The sequence below is a fragment of the Paracoccus sp. 08 genome, assembly GCF_024105395.1.
Lineage (GTDB): Bacteria > Pseudomonadota > Alphaproteobacteria > Rhodobacterales > Rhodobacteraceae > Paracoccus > Paracoccus marcusii.
Genome location: NZ_WEKR01000033.1, coordinates 1 through 23,300 on the forward strand (window position 1 = coordinate 1; position 23,300 = coordinate 23,300).

Here is a 23,300-nt window from a genome sequence, read left to right on the forward strand (position 1 = left end):
GCCAGACCTTCACGGCGCTCGATCTCTCGCAACAGCATCAGCCCGGCATCCGAACTCATCCTGGCACCGTCAAATCCGAGCAGGACCTGCTTGCCATCGACCGGTGACAAACACAGACGAGAGGGTGTAGAAACATCCATGGTGAGGCGCGGCATCCTGATAAACTGCGGTTTTTGGCGTAGGAACCATAAAACTACAGTTCTTCAAGTGGTTAAGCCAGCCTCACCAACCCCTCACGAATAATCCGGGCTAGATGATGGAGATGATGCAGGGCAAGATGATGGGGGCCAATGGCGCAGTCATGTCGGAGACCGACGCCTCGATGACCTCTGCGGCAGCAGTAACCACGATGGCCGCATCAATGATGGAGGTGACCCAGAATGCAGAGCCCGGTGTGGGCTTCGTGCAGGCGCTGATTGCGCAGCGCAACGGGTCAGTCGCGCTGGCTGAGGCTGTCCTACAGTATGGCGCCGACGATCAGGTCAAGTCTTGGGCAAACGAGGTTCTCGCAGCCGCACCAGCGGATATTGCTCGGTGGCAGGACTGGCTGGACAGCCAACCGAACTGACCGAAACGCGAATTGGAAAAGGGGATTTCATGGCACTTCTGGCTCCGGATCGAGATCTGTCGCCTCGAGCTGCTGCCGTTGGGTTAAGCAGCGCCCTGCTCGTTCTGTTCATCGCCTGCGCGATCTAGTGGATGCTTGTTCCCAGCCTACAGGCAAGTCATGGCTGGATCGGGCTGTTTACCTTGGCTCCGATGCCTTCGATGCAGGCGTGGATCGAGGGGCTGCTCGCCAGCATTGCATTTGGCGCCGTTGCAGGCGCGACGTTTGCTTATGCCTACAACATCGCAAGATACCTAGGAATCTAGGTCTCATCGTCGGAGCTTTCGCAAAAAATACAAAGCATCGCTTTCGGTGATCTATGCGCGCCCTAGGTCCTCCGGCGCATACGGCCGCAGTATCGGCGCGGTTCCGCGTGCTTGCGATGCTATGAACCTCTATTTGCGTCACCGCAGAACGGGTGCGACGCTTGGTTTCTTGGACGATCACGGCGTGATTGCGACCTTTAACACGCCGTCACGCTGGTGAGAGAAGAGGTCGTATGCTGCCTCGATGTCGTCCAGCTTGTAGCGGTGCGTCACCAGCGGTGTCAGGTCCACACGCTCGGACCGGATGACTTCCATCAGCCGCCGCATGCGCTCCTTGCCGCCCGGGCAGAGCGTTGTCACGATGGTGTGGTCACCGAGTCCGGCAGCGAACGCACCGAGCGGTATCCGGAGGTCGCTTGAATAGACACCCAGACTCGACAACGATCCCCCTGGCCTCAGGACACGAAGCGCGGCTTCGAACGTCGCCTGAGTGCCCAGCGCCTCGATGGCGACATCGACGCCCCGACCATCGGTGATGCGCATGATCTCGTCCACGGGATCGACCTTCGAGAAGTCGATGACGTGGTTCGCACCGAGCTTCTGCGAGATAGCCATCCGCTCAGCCACCCGGTCCACGGCGATGATGGTGGTCGCGCCGCTTAACCGTGCGCCGACTGTCGCGCAAAGACCAATCGGACCCTGGGCGAAGACCGCGACCGCGTCGCCGATGCGGACCCTGCCGCGCTCCGCACCACTGAAGCCAGTCGACATGATGTCCGGGCACATCAGCACCTGCTCGTCGGTGAGCCCGTCCGGCACGGGCGCAAGGTTGGCCATCGCGTCTGGTACGAGAACGTACTCCGCCTGGCAGCCATCGATGGTGTTGCCGAATTTCCAACCCCCCATCGGCTTCCAGCCGTGTTTCGTGCCGGCACCATCCTGCGAGCAGTAGCCGCAGAGGCAGGCGTTGCTCCAGCCGCTCGGAGTGATCGCTCCGGCAATGACGCGCTGCCCCTCCGTGTAACCGACAACCGCAGAGCCGAGCTTCTCGATCACGCCGACCGGTTCATGGCCGATCGTCAGCCCCTTCGCGACCGGATACTCCCCCTTCATGATGTGCACGTCCGTGCCGCAGATGGTGGTGGTGGTGACGCGCACGAGCGCATCGAGCGGGCCAACGTCGGGGATCGGCTTTTCATCCAGCGCGATGCGCCCGGGCTCCACAAAAATCGTCACCTTCATCTTCCGGGTCATCGTTAGCCTCCACTTGTTTGGGGTCGCCGGCCGTACCTTGGCAATCAGATCACGAAGACCGGGGCAAAGCCGCCCCCCGGCGTCCTGAAATTGGTGGTCTGGCCCTGATAGAGGCGGGCGGCCACCAAAAGCACCTGCGCGTCATATGTATAGAGCCGCACGTCCATCTTGCGCGCCTCGATTGCGTCGCCGAACCGGATCATGCGCTCGCTCGGCTTGACCAGGGTCTGGGCGACGTAGCCGCCATGCGCGATGTCCGACCAGACGCCTTTCGTCACCTTGTCGCCGCGGTACACCGCCTTGCCGCCATGTCCGCCTGTCGGCTTGAAGAACAGGCTCTTGCGCGATCTCCACAATTCATCGGCATTTTCAGGAGTGACAAGGACGGTGCGCGGGACGGTTTCGAGCCGCGCAAGAAGTGTTGGGGCCAGCCCCCAGGCCTGCAGCGTTGCCGGATCCGAGAGCAGCGAAAGGTCGCGCTTGTCGGCGAGCAGGGCGTGGATATGCGGATTTGGCGTGACGACCACCGTGCCATCCCGGTAGGCATCTCTTAGCGCCTTGTGTTCCGGCTGATCGAACGCGAAGTCAGTGACCCGGTTGTAGATGAGGTCGATTGGCTTCCCCTCGACGCTAAGCCGACCGGCTTCATGGCGAAGATGTCTGGCGTCCGCGATAACAGCATCGACTCCGCGTGCGGCCAACGCCTGCTGCACCAGGACGAACTCGGGATAGAGATACTGTTCCTCCGGCCTGTCATCGACGATGGCAATTCGGCTTGCGAAACCGCTTCCCCGCTGACGCTCCCATTCGTCCTGGAACATGCGAAATGCCACATCCTCGAAGGCGTTCGGCTTCAACGGCATGTCCATTTCGGCACAGCATGCGCGCTGCGCCCTTGCAAGAAGGGCGTTGAGGAATGCCCCGCCAGCGTTGGTATTGATCTCGATGAGCCGGGGGCCGTCTTCGCCGAGATGGAAATCGTAGCCCATCAGAGCGCCAACAGGGCCGTGATCCACATGCGAGATTTCCGGCGCCCAGGTGAGGACTGCTGCCTTGTATGCGGTGAGCCGCGCCGTCGTCTCGATTGCTGCGACTACCTCCTGCATCTCGGCCACCTGGCTGGCCGAGAGGAACACTGGCACATTCGAGAACAAATGCGTCTTGGGTTGGATGAAAGTCTCGCAGAACTCCGGGTCGCCAGCCTCGCGCTCAAGCGCCTCGCACAGCGACTGACGGTCGAGGGTGATGCAGAAGCAATTCTGGTTCAGCCGCTCCGAGAGGGTCTGAACTGGACCCCAGGACGTGTGGGCTGGATCGCTCATCGCCCCCAAAGCCCCGGCCGCGCTCTGGCCGGACGCGCGTCAGGTCCAATGTGGGCATCGAAAAGTCTTGGCATCATCGTTGCCCTAGTGTTTCGGCAAGCAAGCCGACCCCGAGTGCCCCATCGGTCCTGGCGATGGAGTCTTCGGCGCGCGCAATCATACCGCATAGTGCCCGGATCGCGTCGATTGTCTCCGGTATGACGATGGCCTGGTTGTCCACCATGTAGGCGTAGAACAGTTCATCCCCCTGGACCTTCAGCATGTCCGACCACAGCGCCACTTCGTAGAGGTTGTCATGTGGCCGACCAAGGTCGGCCATGAGTTCCTTGACCGCGTTAAGGGCCGTCAATCCGGCATCCATGCGTATCAGGGCAATCCGGGATGATTCTGCAAAGGCGCCGAGCACCTCTTCCCTCGAGGCCGGGCGGGTCAACTGTACCCACCAGTAGTGCAGATGGGCAAGTGTCTCCGGCACCTTGACCGCCATCGTGACGACATCGAGGTCGGCATCGACGCTCTGCGCATCCGGCCCCTGATGGCTGGGAATCTCGGGCTCGGGGACGAGCGTGTTCATGATGCCACCGAGGTGACTTTCCCAAGGGTCCGTAGCCCGGCGCAGCAGCGTCCCGCGCGCGCGACGCAGCAGGCCTCCCTGCTTCAATGCCGTAAGGGTTCTCACGATCGAGGTGGTATTGCAGGAGACGACGCGCGTGCTGTCCCGGTTCAGCGCACTCGCATAGGTAGATTCCGCGACGAAGGAGTGTCCGGTCACCTCGTGCTTCTCGCCACCCTGGACGATGAACTTAATGCCCCTTTGTCGATAGATGTCGACGTTCACTGCCGCGATCCCCTTCGGCGTGCAGTCAACTACCAGATCGCTCGCCTCAAGCAGATCATCGAGGTTACCGGCGACATCGAGACCGGCGTTCCGCATCGCCTCGGCATGGTCCCCCGAGGCCGAGAAAAGGCGGTAACCCTTCTGCGTCGCCATGCGCGGCCGCCAGTCGGCGCTGATATCCGCAACGCCAGCCAGCTCCATATCGTCTTGCCGGGCCACGGCGTCGGCGACACGCTTTCCGATCACGCCGTAGCCGTTGACAGCGACGCGGATCTTTTTCGCTGGGGTCATCGGCTTCTCCTAGGATTGGAAGCGCACGTCTGTGGTTTGTCGCCGTCTGTCTGCGTAAATCCTTCCAAGTATTCCACGAAAGTGGCTCAGTTACTGCCCCCAAACCGCCCAGCTCGGCAAATTTCTTCGAACGACGCGAGCTTCACCATGGCTTGTCCAATGCCATACTCGTTTCCGCTGGCGCCGTCAGGATGAAGCGGCGCGCCGCTGCACCAGCAAGATACCGCTCAGCACCAGGACGACACCTGCGGCCTGGACTACTTCGAGCCGCTCGCCAAAGAAGGCCGCGCCAATCATCAGCCCGAAGACCGGCACCAGAAACGTGAAAGCGTTCGCCTGATTGAGCGAGACCCGCTCCAGCACCTCGAACCAGAGCCAGAATGCGAGCGATGATCCAAGGACCGCAAGAGCCACGAGGACAAGAACGAACTCCGGCGACCACCTCAGCAACGAGACATCTTCCGTCAACATGGACAGCAGGGCCAAGGGTGCCGCACCGATGAGCAACTGGAAACCCATCGCCATGATGGGGTCGGCCTGGCCGGTGAGGCGCTTGATGGCAACATTGCTGATGGAACACCGGTGGCGGCGAGCAGGACATAGGCGATGCCTTGGGAGTAGCCGCGGGCGTCGTCTCCGGCGAGGCCCGGCCAGGCGATCACCGCGATGCCGACCAGGCCAACCGCCAGCCCGATCTTTCCAGTCGCCTTGAGGCGTTCCCCCAGGAAGACATACGCGAGAACCGCGGCAACGACCGGCTGCACGTTCGCGATGACGGTCGCGAGTCCCGGCGAAACGAACTCGGCCGCATGGAACATGCCGAGGAAACCCATGCTTGTCGCCCCCAGCCCGACCACGACGATCAGAAACCAGGGCCGCGCGCCGACAGGCACCGGACGATGGCAGAGGGCTCCGAGTGCAATCAGGCAAACGCCTGCCAGCGCAGCGCGCAGGGCCGCAAAGGCAAGATGCGGCGCAAGGTCCAGGCCAATGGTGATGAGGGGAAAGCAGGCGGCCCAAAGCACCATGACCGCCAAAAGGCGGAAGGCAGCGCCGATGGTCATTGCTCATGCGCCAAGCTTTGCCCGGTGCAGAGAACCGGCGGTTTCATTCGAGCGTAATCCGTCCTATCATTGCCAAATTGATCCAGATCAGTGCGGACGCTGCGACGCCATCCTACAAGGAAAGTCGAAGCAAGTCCCTCGGACAGGGCAAGGAATCGCATGTCGCAGGCAATTACTTGGCAGTGCAGAAAGGATCCGTATCGTTTGACACGGGTCCTGAAGCGCTGGCTGGTGCTGCTGCTGGTGCTTGCCTTTTCAACCTCCGGTCTTGCCCATGTTCCAATGGGCGACCATGCTACGTCGGCAACACCGCCATCGCTTGAGGTTGCGTCCATTGGTCAGGCTGTGACTGAGGAACAGGATTGTGGCGGCGATGTCTATGAAGCCCACGGTCCAACCTGTTGCACCGGCAGCGTCTGTTCCTATTTCCTCCCGCCGGTCTCGGCGGGAGGCACGAGCATGGCGACGGTCGCTGAAACTGTAGCACCCCTGCCGGTTGAGGTTCATCCCGGCCGCGCGCCGTCGCCCGGTTTGCGCCCCCCCAAGTCTCTCCGCGAACGTCTGAGCCCGCGCGCTTCTCCCGGCGTGTCGGGCTGATCCGACCGGTTCCGCCGGTCCGGCCCTGCAACGTTTCCGAGAGAATCTTGCCATGAACCATCCGTCACATCGCCAGTTTCCGGCATCCACCGACACCGCAGGCATGATCGGCGCGGCTTTTTCGCTGTTGTTGTCGATACCTCCCCGTCATGAGGCTGCAGGATCATGACCCATCACGATCACTCATCCGCCGAGCCAGTGACGGACGCAAACCGGCGCCAGCCGTTTCTGAAAACACCGGCCGGACTCGCGCTCTGCGTGTTTCTCGCCGTTGCGGCCGTCTTTCTTGTTTTCGAGCACCGGGTTCACCTTCTGGGAGCCTGGCCGCTCCTGTTCCTGCTTGTCTGCGGCGGCATGCACTTCTTCATGCATCGAGGTCACGGTGGCCATGGTGGTCACGGTGGTGGCAGCGATGAACGGTGACGTTCCTGCCTATGGCCTGTGGTTTCTGGCGGCCCTGAACGCGGGCATCTTCATCCTGTTCGCGTTCAGCTTCTTCAAGCCCGAAACGACGCGCGACTGGCGCTCGCTCGGGGCCTTTTCGGCCTTCGTCGTTGCCTTGTTCGCCGAAATGTACGGGTTCCCGCTGACGCTCTACCTGCTGGCAGGCTGGCTCGGCAGCGCCGTTCCGGCTTTCGATCCGCTCTCGCACGATGCTGGCCACCTTTGGCCCGCCCTGTTCGGCTGGTCGATGAATCCGCATTTCAGCCCGTTCCATCTGCTGAGCTACATCTTCATTGGCGGCGGTTTCATGCTGATCGCCGCCGCCTGGCGGGTGCTGCACGATGCGCAGAAGAAGGGATTGCTCGCGACGACTGGCCCTTATGCCCGATTGAGGCATCCGCAGTATGTCGGCTTCGCGCTGATCATGATCGGATTCTTCCTGCAGTGGCCGACACTGGTGACGGGCCTGATGCTGCCAGTGCTGCTGGTCATGTATTGGCGGCTCGCAAGGACCGAGGAGCGCGAAGTGGAAGCGGCCTTCGGTGACCAATACCGCCGCTATGCCAGTGCGGTTCCTGCTTTCCTGCCGCGCCCCTCCAATCTGTTTCGTTCGAGCAGGGGGTGACCGTGGCGTCCTTTCATTCGAAACACCAAGGAGTACGAAACATGAGAACACGAAACCTTCAGGCGGCCCTGTTCGCGGGTTTGCTACTTATCGGCACCGCAGCCTCGGTCGCAGCCCAAACCAGCGCACAGCAACAGGACGAACACCACCCGGAAGAAACCCAGGACGCTCCGCCAGCGAGCCCGGCACCCGGTGACGCGCCCTCAGCAGCCGCACCCGGAAGCATGCCCGGCATGGGCATGATGACGCCGGAGATGATGCAGATGATGCAGCGCATGATGAGTCAGGGTGCAATGACCGGCATGATGATGGGCGAAATGGCAGGCCAGGGCATGCCCGAGGGTGGCGCGGTTCCAGGCATGGCCGGTCAGATGCCCATGGCAGGCATGATGGCGTGCCCGATGATGCGAATGATGATGAACGGCCAGGCAGGAATGGGCATGCCCGGCATGATGGGTGGTCAGGGCATGCTCCTCGGAACGCCGCACGGCACACCGGAGGAGATGACGGAGGATCGCGTCCGCGCCTTGCTCGAGCAGCAGTTGACCAATCTTGGCAATCCCCGTCTGAGGCTCGGCGAGATCGGCACTGCGCCTGACGGGAGCATCACTGCAGAGATCGTCACCGTGGACGGTTCGCTGGTGCAGAAGCTCGCCTTCAACCGCTATCCCGGTCTGTTCCGGCAGATAGCCGAATAGCGCGGACACCTGACACCGGTACTGGCGCCCGCCTAAGGAGAACACGATGAAAACAATCGCAATCGACGTCGGCGACTTGCTGACAGCCTTGGGCCCGGACGAAGTGGGACGGCGGATCGGCGAGGTGCCGGGCGTCGAAAGCGTCTCTGTGGATCACGCGGCGCAAAGCGCCACGGTCGCGTACGACGAGACCCGCGTAAAGGTTGCCGACATCAAGTCGCTGGCACAGCGGCCCGGTCCCGGCATCGACGCGTCGACTGCCGCCGCGACCGGCAGAGGTCACGAAGGCCACGCCACGGCCGGCGCATCACCAGAGAGTCCAGGACCGGCATCGGGCCATTCAGGACACCGGGACCATGACAAGCACGCGGGCCACTCGCCCGCGATGTTTCGGGACCGCTTCTGGCTTTCGCTTGCCCTGACGGTTCCGGTGGTCATCTGGTCGGCCCACATCCAAGACCTTCTCGGCTACCGGGCCCCCGCGTTTCCGGGATCGGAGTGGATCGGCCCCGTGCTCTCTACGGTCGTCTTCCTCTACGGAGGTCTGGTCTTCCTTCAAGGCGCGTTGCGAGAGCTTCGGTCCCGACTGCCGGGAATGATGACCCTCATCTCGCTCGCCATCACGGTCGCCTTCCTCTTCTCGTGGGTCGTTCAGCTCGGGCTGATCGAGGCGGATGCGCTCTGGTGGGAACTGGCCACGCTGGTCACGATCATGCTCCTCGGCCACTGGATTGAAATGCGGTCCATTAATCAGGCGGAGGGGGCACTGAAGGAACTGGCGAAGCTCCTTCCGGACACCGCGACGCGGATCACCGACGGAGGCGAGGAGAACGTCGCCGTCAGCGCGTTGCGCAACGGTGACCTGGTGCTGGTTCGCCCGGGCGAGAGCATTCCCGCGGACGGCTTGGTGCGAAAAGGGGAGAGCGACATCGACGAGGCGATGATCACCGGCGAATCGAGACCCGTGAAAAAACGGGAGGGAGACGAGGTCATCGCGGCCACGATCAACGGCGAGGGATCGCTGCGGGTCGAAGTGACCGGAACAGGCGACAAGACCAAGCTGTCCGGCATCATGCGACTGGTGGCCGATGCGCAGACGTCCAAGTCCAGAGCGCAGCACCTGGCGGACCGGGCAGCCCGGCTTCTGACCGTCGGGGCGATCGGGGCTGCCGTCGTCACTTTCGGAGCGTGGCAATTGGCGGGGGCGGCGATAGACTTTTCGGTGGTGCGGATGGTGACGGTGCTGGTAATCGCCTGCCCGCATGCGCTCGGGCTGGCTGTGCCGCTGGTGGTGGCAATCTCCACGACGCTGGGGGCTCGCAACGGCCTTCTGGTTCGGGATCGTCGCGGGCTGGAGGAGGCTCGGAATCTCGACACCGTGGTTTTCGACAAGACCGGAACATTGACGCTGGGCGAGTTTCGGGTCGTCGCCATGTCCGTCGCGGAGGGCCTGGCAGAGGACGAGACCCTTCGCATCGCTTCCGGCATCGAAGCTGAGTCCCAGCATCCGATCGCCCGGGGGATCGTGAAGACCGCTGAAGACAAAGGCATCGCGGTTCCCTCCGCCGACGCATTCCGCGCGATCACCGGCAAGGGCGTTGCGGCAACGATCGACGGCGTGGAGTATCATATGGGCGGTCCGGCGCTCCTCAAGGCCGAAGATGTTCAGGTGTCGCCGGCGCTTCTGGAGGGCGCTGGGGCCGCGGCCGACCGTGGGCAGGCGGCGATCTATCTCGTCCGTTCCGGCAAGGCCCTGGCCGTGTTCGCCGTGGCGGACGCGATCCGCGAAGAGAGTCGCGAAGCCATAGCGGCGCTGCACGAACGAGGGATCGAGGTCGCCATGTTGACCGGCGACGCGCAGGCCGTGGCCGATGCCGTCGCCAAGGAACTCGGAATCGACACCGTGTTCGCGGAAGTGTTGCCAGAGGACAAGGCGTCAAAGGTTCGCGAGTTGCAGGCGCAGGGCAAGAAGGTGGCGATGATCGGAGACGGTGTGAATGACGCACCGGCTCTTGCGACGGCCGATATCGGGATCGCGATCGGCGCCGGGGCCGACGTGGCCGTCGAGGCCGGGCATATCGTGCTGGTGCGATCCGACCCTCGTGACATCCCCCGGATCATTACGCTGAGCCGGGCGACATACCGCAAGATGGCTCAGAATCTCTGGCTGGCGGCAGGCTACAACATCTTTGCCATTCCGCTCGCCGCCGGTGTGCTTGCGCCATGGGGTATCCTGCTCACGCCCGCCGTGGGTGCGATACTGATGTCGGCAAGCACAGTCGTGGTGGCCATCAACGCGCAGCTGTTGAAGCGCGTAAAACTATGACTCCCTTGGCGGGCCAGCCCCGAATGCAAGGGGAGTACAAGGCCAACAGCATCACCTTGCGCGGTGCGGTCGCGATGGGCACGGGCGTGATGATCGGCGCCGGCATCTTCGCCCTAACCGGTCAGATCGCCGAACTGGCGGGGCCCTGGTTTCCGCTGTCCTTCATCGCCGGCGCCATCGTGACCGCGCTCAGCGCCTACAGCTATATAAAGATGTCGAACGCCTGGCCCTCCTCGGGCGGAATCGCGATGATCCTACAGAAGTGCTACGGGCTGGGAGCGGTCACCGCCGGCGCGGCGCTACTGATGGCGCTCAGCATGGTCATCGCCGAAAGCCTGGTGGCGCGCACCTTCGCGACCTACGTGCTGCGGCCATTCGAGGTAACGGGCGGGCCGCTCGTGCCGATCCTCGCAGTTACGGTGATCCTGTTCGCGTTCCTCGTCAACATTGCCGGCAACCGGTCGGTCGGGCTGTTCTCGCTGGTCATGGCGACGCTCAAGATCGGCGGCATCGCGCTCTTCGGGATCACGGCGTTGTGGGCGAGCGGATTTTCCTTCGCCGCCGCCTCCGAGACAGGCCGGGACTTCACCGCGACCGGCTTCGTCGCTTCGGTGGCGCTGGCCATACTCGCCTTCAAGGGCTTCACCACAATCACCAACAGCGGCGCCGAGATCACCGAACCGAACCGCAACGTCGGCCGGGCCATCATGATCTCGATCGCGCTCTGCGTCGTCGTCTATCTGCTTGTAGCCTTCGGCGTCGGATCGAGCCTCACCATCGACCGGATCATCGCCGCGCGCGACTATTCCCTGGCCGAGGCCGCCGAGCCCGCCCTTGGCCGGTCGGGCTTCCTCCTAACCGTGTTTCTCGCGGCGGTGGCCACCGCTTCGGGCCTGCTGGCCMGCGTCTTCGCGGTGTCGCGGATGCTGGCGATGCTCACCGACATGAAGCTGATCCCGCACAGCCATTTCGGCATGTCGGGCCCGATCCAGCGCCACACGCTGATCTACACCGTCGTCATCGCTTCGGCGCTGGCGGTCTTCTTCGATCTGGGCCGCATCGCGTCGCTGGGCGCATTTTTCTACCTGATCATGGACATGACCATCCATTGGGGCGTGTTCCGGTACCGGCGGCAAGAGATCGGCGCCGCGGGCGCTGTGCTGCTGGCTGCGATTGGCTCCGACGCGGCGGTGCTCGCGGCCTTCACTGCGATGAAGCTGCAAAGCGATCCCGCCATCGTCCTCTACGCCGCGATCGCGATCGGCGCGGTGTTCGGCTTCCTGCGGATCTACCTCGGTCAATGGACCGCAACGCCTGGCGATGGCCACGCGGAGCACAAGGCCGGTGGATCATGACTTCGGTGCATTCAGCGGCGCGGACGACCTACGCACGGCTGCATGCGCAAGAGGGGTTCGATTGATGTCATCTGGCGCGTGCATCCTGACGATCAACGGGGGCTCATCAAGCATCAAGTTCGCATTGCACAGGATGGACGGCAACCAATCCCGGAAGGACCTGCGCGGCAAGATCGACCGCATCGGCCTGCAGGGAACCCATTTCACTTTCGATGACCCCACCCGGAAACAGCAAGGTGATCGCGGCATCGGTGAGCTCGATCATCGTTTGGCGGCAGACTTCCTGCTCGACTGGCTTGCCGAGCAGATCGGTCTTTCGTCGATCGCGGCAGTAGGCCACCGCGTCGTAAACGGTGGCGCCAGGTATCGTGAACCGCATCGGATCACGCAGGAAGTTCTTCGGGAACTGCGCCGCATCAGCGCCTATTCGCCGGAGCATCTGCCTTCCGAGATCAATATGATTGAATTGGTCGACGAGCGGATGCCGGGTCTGCCACAGGTGGCATGTTTCGATACGGCATTTCATCGGGACATGCCTCGGGTCGCCAAGACTCTGGCCATCCCCCGGCGTTTTGCGGCCAAGGGGGTCGAGCGCTACGGCTTTCATGGCCTGTCCTACGAGTTCCTCATGGAAGAGCTCGCGCGCCTGGCCGGCGCCGAGGCTGCGAAAGGGAGGGTGATCCTGTGTCATCTCGGAAATGGGTCGAGCCTCGCGGCGGTCCGCGACGGGAAGAGCGTTGATACCAGCATGGGCTTTACGCCCGCGGCGGGCCTGCCGATGAGCACTCGTTCCGGCGATCTGGATCCCGGGCTGGGCTGGTACCTTGCGCAAACCGAGCAAATGACCGCGCAGCAGTTTCACCAGATGGTGAATCAGGAATCGGGGTTGCTGGGCGTTTCGGAAACGAGCTCCGACCTGCGGGATCTGTTGGGTCGCGAGGCGAGCGATGTTCGGGCTGCCGAAGCAGTCGGGTTGTTTTGCTATCAGGTGAGGAAGTGGATCGGTGCCTTTGCCGCCGCGCTTGGCGGACTGGACACGCTCGTCTTCGCGGGTGGCATCGGCGAAAACGCCCCCGCGATCCGTGCGCGCATCTGCGAGGGTCTCGGCTTTCTCGACGTCCAACTGGACGAGAACCGGAACGCTGCCGGCGAGACAGTCATCTCGGCCGATCAGGGGCGCGTCCAGGTGCGCGTCATTCGCACCGACGAAGATGTAATCATTGCGAAAGCGGTTTTCGGACTGCTTGCCCGCGCCGAAACCGGCCAGCACGCCCATCCGGAGGAGTAAGCCCATGAACAAGCCGCTTTCGCCCGACCTCATCCAGAAGATGGACGCCTACTGGCGAGCGGCCAACTATCTCTCGGTTGGCCAGATCTATCTGTTCGACAACCCGTTGCTCAGGACACCCTTGAAGATCGAGCACGTGAAGCCGCGACTGCTCGGTCATTGGGGCACCACCCCGGGGCTGAATTTCATCTACGTGCACCTGAACCGCGTCATCAACGAGCATGACCTCAACGTGATCTATGTCACCGGCCCCGGGCATGGCGGTCCGGGCTTGGTGGCCAACACCTATCTCGAGGGAACCTACAGCGAGGTTTACCCACAGATCTCGCAGGACGAAGCGGGGATGAAGAAGCTGTTCACGCAGTTTTCCTTTCCGGGTGGCATTCCGAGTCACGTTGCGGCGGAGACGCCAGGCTCCATCAATGAAGGCGGAGAACTCGGCTATTGCCTGTCGCATGCCTACGGCGCCGCCTTCGACAATCCCGATCTCCTGGTCACCTGCGTCGTGGGCGATGGCGAGGCGGAAACGGCTCCACTCGCCACCAGTTGGCACTCCAACAAGTTCCTCAATCCGGTGCACGACGGCGCGGTCCTGCCGATCCTGCATCTGAACGGCTACAAGATCGCGGGTCCCACGGTGCTCGCCCGCATTCCCCGTGACGAACTCGGCTCCCTGTTCCGCGGCTACGGCTATACGCCACACTTCGTCGAGGGCGACGACCCGATGGAGATGCATCAGCTCATGGCCGCGACGCTCGATACCGTGGTCGAGAGCATCCGCCAGATCCAGCACGACGCCCGCTCAAACGGGTTCAGGGAGCGTCCACTCTGGCCGATGATCATCCTGCGCTCGCCGAAGGGCTGGACAGGCCCGAAGGAGGTCGACGGCAAGCAGACAGAGGGCACCTATCGCTCGCACCAGGTGCCTATGGGCGACATGAGCCACCCGGGACATGTCAGGATTCTGGAAGAGTGGCTTGAGAGTTATCGTCCCCGCGAACTCTTCGACGAGGCAGGCAGGCTACGTCCCGAACTCGCGGAATTGGCCCCTAGCGGGACTCGCCGCATGGGCGCCAACCCGCACGCCAATGGCGGTCTTCTGTTGCGCGACCTGCACCTGCCCGATTTCCGCGACTACGCGCTGGAATTACCAGAACCGGGCGACGTGAACGCTGAAGCCACGCGCGTTCAGGGTGAGATGATCCGCGATGTGGTGAAGCTCAATCCCCAGACTTTCCGTGTATTCAGCCCGGACGAAACGGCGTCAAACCGCTGGGGCGCGGTGTTCGAGGTGACGAACCGGTGCTCGACCGCAGAGATTGTTCCGGGCGACGACCACGTCGCGCCGGACGGCCGGGTGATGGAAGTGTTAAGTGAGCACCAGTGCGAGGGATGGCTTGAAGGGTATCTGCTCACAGGCCGGCATGGGTTCTTCTCATGCTACGAAGCCTTCATCCACATCATCGACTCGATGTTCAACCAGCACGCCAAATGGCTCGATGTGGCGAACCACATTCCATGGCGACGGCCGATCGCTTCTCTGAACTACCTGCTTTCCTCCCACGTCTGGCGGCAGGATCACAACGGATTCAGTCATCAGGATCCGGGCTTTATCGACCACGTCATGAGCAAGAAGGCGGAGATCATCCGCGTCTATCTGCCGCCCGACGCCAATACCCTGCTGTCCGTGACGGATCACTGCCTGCGCAGCCGCAACTATGTGAACGTCATTGTTGCCGGCAAACAGCCGTCGCCGCAGTGGCTCGATATGGACGCAGCCATCGCGCACTGCACCCGGGGACTGGGCATCTGGGAATGGGCCAGCAGCGACGACGGCGGCGAGCCTGATGTGGTGATGGCCTGTGCCGGGGATGTGCCGACCTTGGAGACGCTGGCTGCGGTGGAGCTGCTGCGGCAACAGTTTCCGACCCTGAAGATCCGCGTCGTCAACGTGGTCGATCTGATGACGTTGCAATCGCAGAGCCAGCATCCGCACGGGATCAGCGACGAGGAATTCGATACCCTGTTCACCAGGGACAAGCCCATCATCTTTGCCTACCACGGCTACCCGATGCTGATTCACCGGCTGACCTATCGCCGGACCAACCATCACAATCTGCATGTGCACGGGTTCAAGGAAGAAGGAACGACCACGACACCATTCGACATGGTCGTGCTCAACGAACTCGACCGGTTCCATCTGGCCAGGGCCGTCATTGACCGGGTGCCGGGATTGGGTCCAGGCGCCGCCTCGCTCGGACAGATCATCGAAAGCAAACTCATCGATCACAAGCGCTACATCCGGCAACACGGCGAGGACATGCCGGAGATCCGCAATTGGAAATGGGGCGCGAATGAAACGTATTTCGACAACTCCAGGCACACATGACCAGGCCGCTTCACGAGGCGAATGATCAGGCGATGACCACGCACGACGATACGATCGAGAACGACCTCGTTCACTGGCGCATCACTCGCTGGATCTTTTGGCGCGTCATCCGCAACGCCGCGCATCGTGTTCTGATGGACAGAAGCCTGAGGAACAAGACAGGCCGCGAAATCCGGTGGCTACGGAGCGAGATCAATTCCTTTCTGGGAGAAGTTGCGCTGGAAGTGGACCGCCTGCGCCCCTTGGCGCGACTTGGCGCATTGCCGAATCTCGGCAGTCGACTCATGGCCCAGTGCAGATCTGATCGCCGCCGACAGACACCGGGGACACTACGTCCGGCGTCGAACGCTTTCGGCCGGGGATCCTGTCTGCGACATGTGCTGGGTCGCGCAGGCGCGTCGTGAGAGCAACGAGAGCGGTCATGCAGATAACGAGTGAGGCAAAGCCTGAATGATGACCTCATTGATGAGTACCCCCTTTGAAGGGGCGAAGAAAAACAGGCTTGGTCCCGAGGCCGTGAAATGGTGGTTTCCATGATGCAGCGACAACCGAAAGCGAGGTCACCGAGCTTCGGCGAAGCCAGGCTGGATGCGTTGCAGCGTCATGCCTTCGATTACTTTTTGAACGAAACCAATCCCGCGAATGGCCTCGTGGCTGACAGATCGCAGCCGGGCGCCCCTGCGAGCATCGCGGCTGTCGGGTTCGCGCTTGCGGCCTATCCCGTCGGAGTCGAACGCGGATGGATCTCGCGCACCGACGCAATTGCTCGGACCCAAGCGTCATTACGGTTCTTCTGGACCAGCGCGCGGGGCACAGGCCCGGATGCAACCGGGCACAAGGGATTCTACTATCATTTTCTCGACATGATGACTGGACGACGCGCAGGTATTTGCGAATTGTCGACCGTCGATACAGGGTTCCTGCTGGCCGGCATGCTCGCCGCTGCGGCGTATTTCGATCGGGACAGTGAAGACGAGCGGGAGATACGGACGCTGGCCGACGCGCTCTACCGGCGCGTGGACTGGCCATGGGCGTGCGACGGCGGGGCGACGATTAGTCATGGGTGGACTCCCGAGGCCGGATTTCTGCCCTACCGCTGGGAAGGCTATGACGAGGCTGTTCTGCTGTATGTGCTCGGGTTGGGCTCGCCTACTCATTCCTTGCCAACGGAGAGCTACGCGGCGTGGGCGTCGACCTATGAATGGAAGGAGATCTACGGCTACGAATTCATCTATGGCGGTCCGCTCTTCGTCCACCAGTACTCGCACATCTGGATCGACTTCCGCGGAATCCAGGACGCATTTGCGCGGGACAAGGGCATCGACTATTTCGAGAACAGCCGCCGCGCGACCCATGTTCAACGGGAGTACGCGATTCGCAATCCACTCGAATTTGTGGGGTACGGAGAGAATTTCTGGGGCTTGACCGCGAGCGATGGGCCCGGATGGACGACCCGCCGAGTCCGGGGCATCGAACGCTCCTTCTTTGACTATGTCGCCCGCGGCGCACCATATGGCCCTGACGACGGTACGGTCGCGCCGTGGGCCGTGGTGGCATCGCTGCCGTTCGCCCCGGAGATCGTTTTGCCAACGATTGCGCATTTTCAGGATGCGTATCCGCAAGTGACCGGAAAGTACTGCTTTCGGTGCAGCTTTAACCTGAGCTTTCAGACCGAAGCAGATGCCGACGCTGGTTGGACGTCGCCCTATCACTTCGGGATCAACCTTGGTCCTGTGGTGCAGATGTGTGAGAATTTCCGATCGGAGCTACTGTGGCGTCTGATGCGCGCCTGCCCTTACGTAGTCACAGGACTCCGTCGCGCGGGATTCACCGGCGGTTGGCTGTGACAACAGATGGGGAATCGATTGTCGAAGACAACATGGATCGACGGTGGAGCGCGGGAATGGATGATCTAGAATTCTACGGGCGGCCCTAAGGGCCACCTGTAGAAACTGAAAGAGTATTGACATGCGGCTGATACTGCCTTTGCCCGGCAACGAAACTTTCGCCCGTCATCTTGCCGAAGCCGGAGGATGGGAGCTTGGGCACATCGAAACCCGGCGTTTCCCCGATGAGGAGAGCTATGTCCGCATTCTTTCGAGTGTCGCCGATCGGCCAGTGGATTTGGTCTGCACGCTTGCACGGCCGGACGATGACTTCCTCCGCCTCGCATTCGCTGCCGACGCAGCCCGCGCGCTTGGCGCGACGGAGGTGACGCTGATTGCGCCCTACCTTTCCTACATGCGACAGGACCGACGCTTCCAACTGGGCGAAGCTATAACCTCGAAGACATTCGCGCGGCTCCTGTCTTCGACCTTCGACCGGCTGGTGACAGTCGACCCCCACCTGCACCGGTATCCTGCGCTCTCCGCACTCTACACGATCCGAGCCGATACGTTACACGCGGCGCCTTTGCTGGCAGACTGGATTGCCGCAGAGGTCGATCAACCGCTGATCATCGGCCCGGATGAGGAGAGCGAGCAATGGGTGTCGGCCATCGCCAAGCGTATCGGTGCTCCTTATGCAGTCCTGCGCAAGATCCGGCACGGCGACCGCAACGTCGATGTCGAACTTCCCGACCTCTCGGTATGGAAAGCCCGCTGTCCGGTCCTCGTCGACGATATCGCATCGTCCGGGCAAACGCTTATCGAAGCGGCAAAGAAACTGCCGCTCCAGGGCTTCCGACGACCTGTCTGCGCGGTTGTCCACGGTGTATTCGCTGAAGATTCTTATGCGCACCTGAGGGTGCTCACCGACAGAATTGTTTCCTGCGACTCCATTCCACATGAGAGCAACGCCATTCGGCTTGCGCCGCTGATCGCTGCGACGATCGCGTCCGCCGAGGAGGCTCCGGACGACATAATTCGGCACCGTCGTCCGCCCGAACCTTCCAACGAAGTCGTACGGGCAGGCATGGAGTCGTTTCCCGCCAGCGATGCACCGCCCTGGACGGGTGGCGTCGAATGAGCGGCGAACCCCGTCAGTTGAAGACCAGGCACATGAATTCGACCAAGAGGCAATCATGCTGAAATTGACATCACTCGGCGGAGCCGGCACGGTCACCGGCTCGAAACATCTCCTCGAACATGACGGCAAGCGGATCCTGATCGACTGCGGCTTGTTCCAGGGCCTCAAGAATCTGCGGGAGCTGAACTGGGCGCCACTGGCTGTTGCGCCTTCCAGCATTGACGCGGTCGTTCTGACCCATGCGCATCTCGATCATTCGGGCTATCTGCCCAAACTCGTGAGGGATGGATTCCGCGGCAATATCTTCGCGACCGACGCGACGCGCGACGTTGCAGAGCTGATCCTCAGGGACAGCGGTCATCTCCAGGAGAAAGATGCCGAATACGCGAACCGCAAGGGGTTCTCCAAGCACAAGCCTGCCCTGCCACTCTACGGAATTCTCGATGCAGAACGGGCGCTGGAGCGCTTCTCGTCAGTTTCGTTCGACAAGGGTTTTCAGCTTCCCGGCGGGGCGACCCTGATCTTCCGGCATGCCGGCCACATCTTGGGAGCTGCCACCGCCGATATTGACTGGGGCGGCAAACGGATCGTGTTTTCGGGTGATCTGGGCCGGTATGGCGATCCCGTCATGCCCGATCCGGTTCCTGTCCCCGAGGCCGACTATGTCGTCATTGAATCGACCTATGGCAACCGCCTCCATGAAGCGGACGATCCGACCGAGATGTTGGGTTCCGTCATCGAGCGTACGGTTCAGCGCGGCGGGACCGTGGTAATCCCTGCGTTCGCCGTTGGCAGGGCGCAGTCGCTGCTCTATCACCTCTGGCAATTGAAGCAGGCTGGCCGTTTGGCCTCCATCCCGATTTTTCTCGACAGTCCGATGGCGATCAGTGCGACGGACCTGCTCCATGCCCATCGCGAAGATCACCGCCTCTCGCCGGAGGATTGCGACACGGTCTGCGGCATCGCCACCTACACGAGGGACGTGGAAGGATCCAAGGCAATCACCGCGAGCTCCTATCCCAAGGTGGTGATCTCTGCCAGTGGCATGGCAACCGGTGGCCGCGTTCTCCACCATCTCAAGGCCTTTGCACCCGATCGGAAGAGCACCATTCTGTTCTCCGGCTTTCAGGCCGCTGGAACCCGTGGCCGGGCCATGCTGCAGGGCGCCCGCGAGATCAAGATCCACGGACTGTGGATACCGGTCCAGGCAGAGGTTGCCGATCTGCCTGCACTCTCGGCGCACGCGGACTCTGATGAGTTGATGCGCTGGCTTTCCGGTTTCCGTCACGCGCCGAAACGCACCTTCATCGTCCATGGCGAGGCCGAAGCTGCCGAAGCATTGCGCGTCCGCATCGGCAAGGACCTCGAGTGGAACGCGACTGTTCCCTGCCAAGATCAGGCGTTCGAGTTATGAACCATAGTGACGCCGAACTCCCCGCCACACCGAAGCTTCGCGCAACACGACTTCGCCTGCACACACAGCACCAGGCGGTGGTCATCATGCGGACTGACTGCCATGTCTGCCGATCTGAAGGTCTGGCTTCCCGATCGCAGGTCCTGGTGTCGAGCGCTGGCCGGGAGGTGCAGGCAACCCTGTTCCAGATCGAAGGGGACGATCTGCTCGCCATCGATCAGATCGCGCTCCCTGAAACCGCATGGAAGATCCTGGGCCTCGACGAGGACGCGGCGGTCACCGTCACGCATGCACCGGCACTCGAATCCCTCGCCAATGTCCGCCGTCGGATCTATGGGAACCGGCTCGACGCGCACGCTCTGGGGTCGATCGTCAGGGACGTGGCTGCACGCCGCTACACCGATGTGCATCTGGCGGCTTTCCTGACGGCGAGCGCCGCTCTTCCTCTGGACGAGCAGGAAACCATCGACCTGACGGGCGCCATGGTGGATGTCGGTGAGCGCTTGCGCTGGGAGTCCCCCATCGTGCTCGACAAGCATTGCATCGGCGGGCTGCCGGGCAACCGCACAACCCCGATCGTCGTTGCAATCGTTGCCGCCAACGGCCTCGTCATTCCCAAGACCTCGTCGCGCGCAATCACCTCGCCGGCAGGTACTGCAGATGCAATGGAGACGCTTGCTCCTGTCGACCTTGATATCGCGACGCTCCGACGCGTCGTGGAGGCCGAGGGCGGCTGCATCGCCTGGGGCGGGGCGATGCATCTGAGCCCCGCCGACGATATTTTCGTCCGCATTGAGCGTGAGCTCGATGTCGATACCGAGGGACAACTCATCGCGTCTGTCCTGTCGAAAAAGATCGCGGCCGGCTCGACGCATGTCGTCATCGATATCCCGGTCGGACCGACCGCCAAGGTCCGCAGCGAGGTATCGGCGCGTCATCTTTCGGAACGGATCAACTCCGTTGCAGCGCATTTCGGGCTCTTGGCTACTTGCATCATGACCGACGGGTCGCAACCGGTCGGTCGCGGCATTGGCCCGGCCCTGGAAGCGCAGGATGTCCTCGCGGTTCTCCAGGGTGGACCCGATGCACCAGATGATTTGCGCCGACGCGCAACGGCATTAGCTGGCGCCGCGCTGGAGATTGGCGGGAAGGCCGCCAAGGGGGAAGGAGCGGCTGCTGCGCTTGCGACCCTTGCGGACGGACGAGCGTGGAAGAAGTTCCAGGCCATATGCGAGGCGCAGGGTGGAATGCGTGCACCGCCACGGGCATCCAAGGTTCATCCGCTGATCGCACCGCGTGCAGGTCGCATCGTTCATATCAACAACCGCAAGCTTGCAAGACTTGCAAAGCTTGCCGGCGCGCCCGAAGCCAAAACAGCGGGTGTCTACCTGAACGTGAGCCTCGGCCAGGAAATCGACAAAGGTCAGGCACTGCTCGATATCCACGCGGAGTCCTCACGCGAACTTGCCTATGCCCTGGAATATGCGCGGAGGAGTCCGGATATTATCGAAATCGAGCTTTCGTCGTGACGGTCCTAGTCGCGACCGGATGGTTGAACGCGCTGCAACGCTACCTACTCGCAATAGCGACCGGGATCTGACCTGGGAGTTCGCCGATATGCCGCTTTACGAACTGTGGAAAACCATCAGAGCCTTAGCCGGCACCGCCCCTTGTCTTCCAGCACAACCTCCGTTGCCAACAGGGTCCAGGAGATGGCGCCCTAGCGGCCAGTGGGGCCGACGATGCCGAGAAATCGGAGGCGGCGCGGGCAGCAGTCTGCGCCACGAAGGGTTTTCTTCGACCGCTTTTCCAAGGCAAGCATGACGATACAAGGTTCAACCCGTGCAAGCGGATATCCCTGATGCCAAGGCAGATGATCGAGATAGTCAGCTTAACTGCAGTCGTCGTTCTGGCGACGATGGCGTTCATCTGGGTCGTGCTACCCCTTTACGGCGCCGTGCTCTGGGCCGTCATACTGGCGATCCTGTTCAACCCGTTGCAGCAATGGCTGGTCATACGGCTCGGCGGACGCCGCCTGGCGGCGGCGGCAAGCATTTTGGTCTGCATCTGCATCGTTGTCATTCCAGGATCGCTCCTCCTTGCCGCAGTCGCACAGGAAACCACGGCCCTTTATGTCCGCATCAGCACGCGCGAATTCGATCTGGCTGCAATGCTGGGACAAGCCCACGCCGCATTGCCTTCTTTCCTGACGGATGCGCTGTCGGCCATCAACCTAGGGAGTGCCGAGGAACCCCAAGCCGACCTTGCCGCGCATCTCCGTCAGGTGGTTCAGGCGATAGCGTCGAGAGCAGTGGCCATCGGCCAGAACACGGCGCAGTTCGTTGTCACCCTGGGCGTCATGCTGTATGTGCTGTTCTTTCTGTTCCGCGACGGCGTCGAGCTGGCTGCCACGATCCGCAATGCCAGTCCCCTGGACAAGCGCTACACGGATCATATCCTCGGAAAGTTCGCCGAGGTGGTGAAGGCTACGGTCAGGGGTAATGTCATTATCGCAGCGATCCAGGGTACCATCGGCGGCATCACCTTCTGGCTGTTGGACATTCATGGGGCGCTGCTGTGGGGCGTAGTGATGGCAGTGCTGTCACTGTTGCCGGCGGTGGGGGCGTTCCTAGTCTGGGTTCCGGCCTTTGCCTGGCTGCTGTTGACAGGGCAGTATCTGAATGGGGCGATCCTACTTGGTGTGGGCGTGCTGGTCATCAGTACCATCGACAACCTGCTGCGGCCCCGCCTGGTGGGTAGGGGAACCCGGTTGCCGGATTACGTGGTGCTCGTTTCGACTCTGGGCGGACTGGCGCTGTTCGGCATGAACGGTTTTGTCATTGGCCCGCTGATTGCGGCGCTGTTCGTCGCAGTCTGGTCACTGTTCAGTAGCGACCAGACCCAGTCCTAGGCATTGGGCAATCAGACTGTCTCGATTACATCCCTCAGTGCCTGGATGGGGGCCGCACTTTTGGAGGTTTCACAGGCGCCCAGAATTGTTGCTGGACAAAGCGCTTGAACCGAGATCAGGCCCAAAATACTCCCATCTTCCGCCTCATAGTAAGCCAGTTCCTCACCAATCAACGCTGCTCTTGGGTGCCGCGCGTAGCCAGCAATCGCGTTGAACCGGACTTTGGAAATCACCTTCATATCAGCGCCTTGAATATTGACATTTGTGTTTATGCTATGTGTCGGATTGGACGCGGGACGCCAATGCTTCGATACGGGGTGAATTGTCATTCGTTAAAAGGCTTCTTCGACCTAGGCGCCGCCTAGCAGGGGCTCCAAGCATATCCAGTGTGCTAGCCGGAACAATTCATGAAGCCGTCGTTTCGCACCGTATTGGCATGACGTCGCCCATTCTGGTTTGACCCGCACAACGGACTTTGACGCCCGGTTTTTTGTCCCTGGCGTTGATGTGAGTAAGGTTGTGCGGGTTGATGTTTCCGGGTGAGCGGGGCGCTTGGCGTCAGGCGGGACACGGTGGTTCGAGGGCGCGGAATAGCAGAGTGAGAAGCTTCCTGCGCGGACAGCAGGTCGGAAGCGTGATGACGA

At 62.0% G+C, this 23,300-nt stretch carries 21 protein-coding genes; 15 read left to right on the top strand and 6 right to left on the bottom strand.

Features of this window, described 5'->3' with window-relative positions:
• The first annotated feature begins 253 nt into the window (after positions 1-253).
• A complete protein-coding gene (locus GBO37_RS12165; RefSeq protein ID WP_252929187.1) occupies positions 254-568 on the top strand; it encodes a DUF305 domain-containing protein in 315 nt (104 codons plus the stop codon).
• A 482-nt stretch (positions 569-1,050) separates the two neighbouring features.
• Here the strand turns inward: GBO37_RS12165 and GBO37_RS12170 are convergent, their stop codons facing one another.
• From GBO37_RS12170 to GBO37_RS12190, 5 genes are all read right to left on the bottom strand, one after another.
• Entirely contained in the window at positions 1,051-2,127 is a 1,077-nt protein-coding gene (locus tag GBO37_RS12170; RefSeq protein ID WP_252929189.1) for an NAD(P)-dependent alcohol dehydrogenase, read from the bottom strand.
• Between the two features lie 44 nt (positions 2,128-2,171).
• On the bottom strand, positions 2,172-3,449 hold the full coding sequence (locus GBO37_RS12175) for a hypothetical protein (RefSeq protein WP_252929190.1): 1,278 nt from the start codon (positions 3,447-3,449) through the stop codon (positions 2,172-2,174).
• A gap of 73 nt (positions 3,450-3,522) precedes the next feature.
• Positions 3,523-4,578: a type II glyceraldehyde-3-phosphate dehydrogenase gene (locus GBO37_RS12180; protein WP_252929192.1), complete on the bottom strand. Its 1,056-nt coding sequence runs from the start codon at positions 4,576-4,578 to the stop codon at positions 3,523-3,525.
• A gap of 186 nt (positions 4,579-4,764) precedes the next feature.
• Positions 4,765-5,103: an EamA family transporter gene (locus tag GBO37_RS12185; protein ID WP_371927571.1), complete on the bottom strand. Its 339-nt coding sequence runs from the start codon at positions 5,101-5,103 to the stop codon at positions 4,765-4,767.
• On the bottom strand, positions 5,043-5,642 hold the full coding sequence (locus GBO37_RS12190) for a DMT family transporter (protein ID WP_252929194.1): 600 nt from the start codon (positions 5,640-5,642) through the stop codon (positions 5,043-5,045). Before GBO37_RS12190 ends, GBO37_RS12185 begins: the two co-directional genes overlap by 61 nt.
• Before the next feature lie 159 nt (positions 5,643-5,801).
• Between GBO37_RS12190 and GBO37_RS12195 the strand changes: the two genes are divergently transcribed.
• The 14 genes from GBO37_RS12195 (at position 5,802) to GBO37_RS12260 (ending at position 22,656) form a co-directional block, all read left to right on the top strand.
• On the top strand, positions 5,802-6,239 hold the full coding sequence (locus GBO37_RS12195; RefSeq protein ID WP_252929196.1) for a hypothetical protein: 438 nt from the start codon (positions 5,802-5,804) through the stop codon (positions 6,237-6,239).
• Between the two features lie 165 nt (positions 6,240-6,404).
• Positions 6,405-6,662, top strand: a complete 258-nt coding sequence (locus tag GBO37_RS12200; RefSeq protein ID WP_252929197.1) for a DUF2933 domain-containing protein — start codon at positions 6,405-6,407, stop codon at positions 6,660-6,662.
• Positions 6,652-7,308: an isoprenylcysteine carboxylmethyltransferase family protein gene (locus tag GBO37_RS12205; RefSeq protein WP_305884483.1), complete on the top strand. Its 657-nt coding sequence runs from the start codon at positions 6,652-6,654 to the stop codon at positions 7,306-7,308. The genes GBO37_RS12200 and GBO37_RS12205 overlap by 11 nt, the downstream gene beginning before the upstream one ends.
• 41 nt (positions 7,309-7,349) lie before the next feature.
• On the top strand, positions 7,350-8,006 hold the full coding sequence (locus tag GBO37_RS12210) for a hypothetical protein (RefSeq protein ID WP_252929199.1): 657 nt from the start codon (positions 7,350-7,352) through the stop codon (positions 8,004-8,006).
• A gap of 46 nt (positions 8,007-8,052) precedes the next feature.
• Positions 8,053-10,332 (top strand): heavy metal translocating P-type ATPase, encoded by a 2,280-nt coding sequence (locus tag GBO37_RS12215; protein ID WP_252929201.1) that lies wholly within the window; start codon positions 8,053-8,055, stop codon positions 10,330-10,332.
• 23 nt (positions 10,333-10,355) lie between these two features.
• The gene (locus GBO37_RS12220; protein ID WP_252929203.1) at positions 10,356-11,687 is read left to right on the top strand and encodes an APC family permease; all 1,332 of its coding nucleotides are present in this window, start codon (positions 10,356-10,358) and stop codon (positions 11,685-11,687) included.
• A 64-nt stretch (positions 11,688-11,751) separates the two neighbouring features.
• Positions 11,752-12,975: an acetate/propionate family kinase gene (locus GBO37_RS12225; RefSeq protein ID WP_252929205.1), complete on the top strand. Its 1,224-nt coding sequence runs from the start codon at positions 11,752-11,754 to the stop codon at positions 12,973-12,975.
• Positions 12,976-12,979: 4 nt separating this feature from the next.
• Positions 12,980-15,364 carry a phosphoketolase gene (locus GBO37_RS12230; protein ID WP_252929208.1) on the top strand — a complete coding sequence of 795 codons (2,385 nt, stop codon included), beginning with the start codon at positions 12,980-12,982 and terminating at the stop codon, positions 15,362-15,364.
• Positions 15,365-15,396: 32 nt separating this feature from the next.
• Positions 15,397-15,768, top strand: coding sequence for a hypothetical protein (locus GBO37_RS12235; protein ID WP_252929210.1), 372 nt, complete (start codon positions 15,397-15,399; stop codon positions 15,766-15,768).
• Between the two features lie 117 nt (positions 15,769-15,885).
• A complete protein-coding gene (locus GBO37_RS12240; protein ID WP_252929212.1) occupies positions 15,886-17,211 on the top strand; it encodes a glucoamylase family protein in 1,326 nt (441 codons plus the stop codon).
• A 121-nt stretch (positions 17,212-17,332) separates the two neighbouring features.
• Positions 17,333-18,331: a ribose-phosphate pyrophosphokinase gene (locus tag GBO37_RS12245; RefSeq protein ID WP_252929214.1), complete on the top strand. Its 999-nt coding sequence runs from the start codon at positions 17,333-17,335 to the stop codon at positions 18,329-18,331.
• Positions 18,332-18,386: 55 nt separating this feature from the next.
• Entirely contained in the window at positions 18,387-19,745 is a 1,359-nt protein-coding gene (locus GBO37_RS12250) for an MBL fold metallo-hydrolase RNA specificity domain-containing protein (RefSeq protein WP_252929216.1), read from the top strand.
• Complete coding sequence (locus GBO37_RS12255; protein ID WP_252929218.1) at positions 19,742-21,274, top strand: thymidine phosphorylase family protein; 1,533 nt, start codon at positions 19,742-19,744, stop codon at positions 21,272-21,274. Before GBO37_RS12250 ends, GBO37_RS12255 begins: the two co-directional genes overlap by 4 nt.
• Before the next feature lie 344 nt (positions 21,275-21,618).
• Positions 21,619-22,656 (top strand): AI-2E family transporter, encoded by a 1,038-nt coding sequence (locus tag GBO37_RS12260; protein WP_252929220.1) that lies wholly within the window; start codon positions 21,619-21,621, stop codon positions 22,654-22,656.
• Between the two features lie 11 nt (positions 22,657-22,667).
• Here the strand turns inward: GBO37_RS12260 and GBO37_RS12265 are convergent, their stop codons facing one another.
• On the bottom strand, positions 22,668-22,895 hold the full coding sequence (locus GBO37_RS12265) for a hypothetical protein (protein WP_252929222.1): 228 nt from the start codon (positions 22,893-22,895) through the stop codon (positions 22,668-22,670).
• Positions 22,896-23,300: the final 405 nt, after the last annotated feature.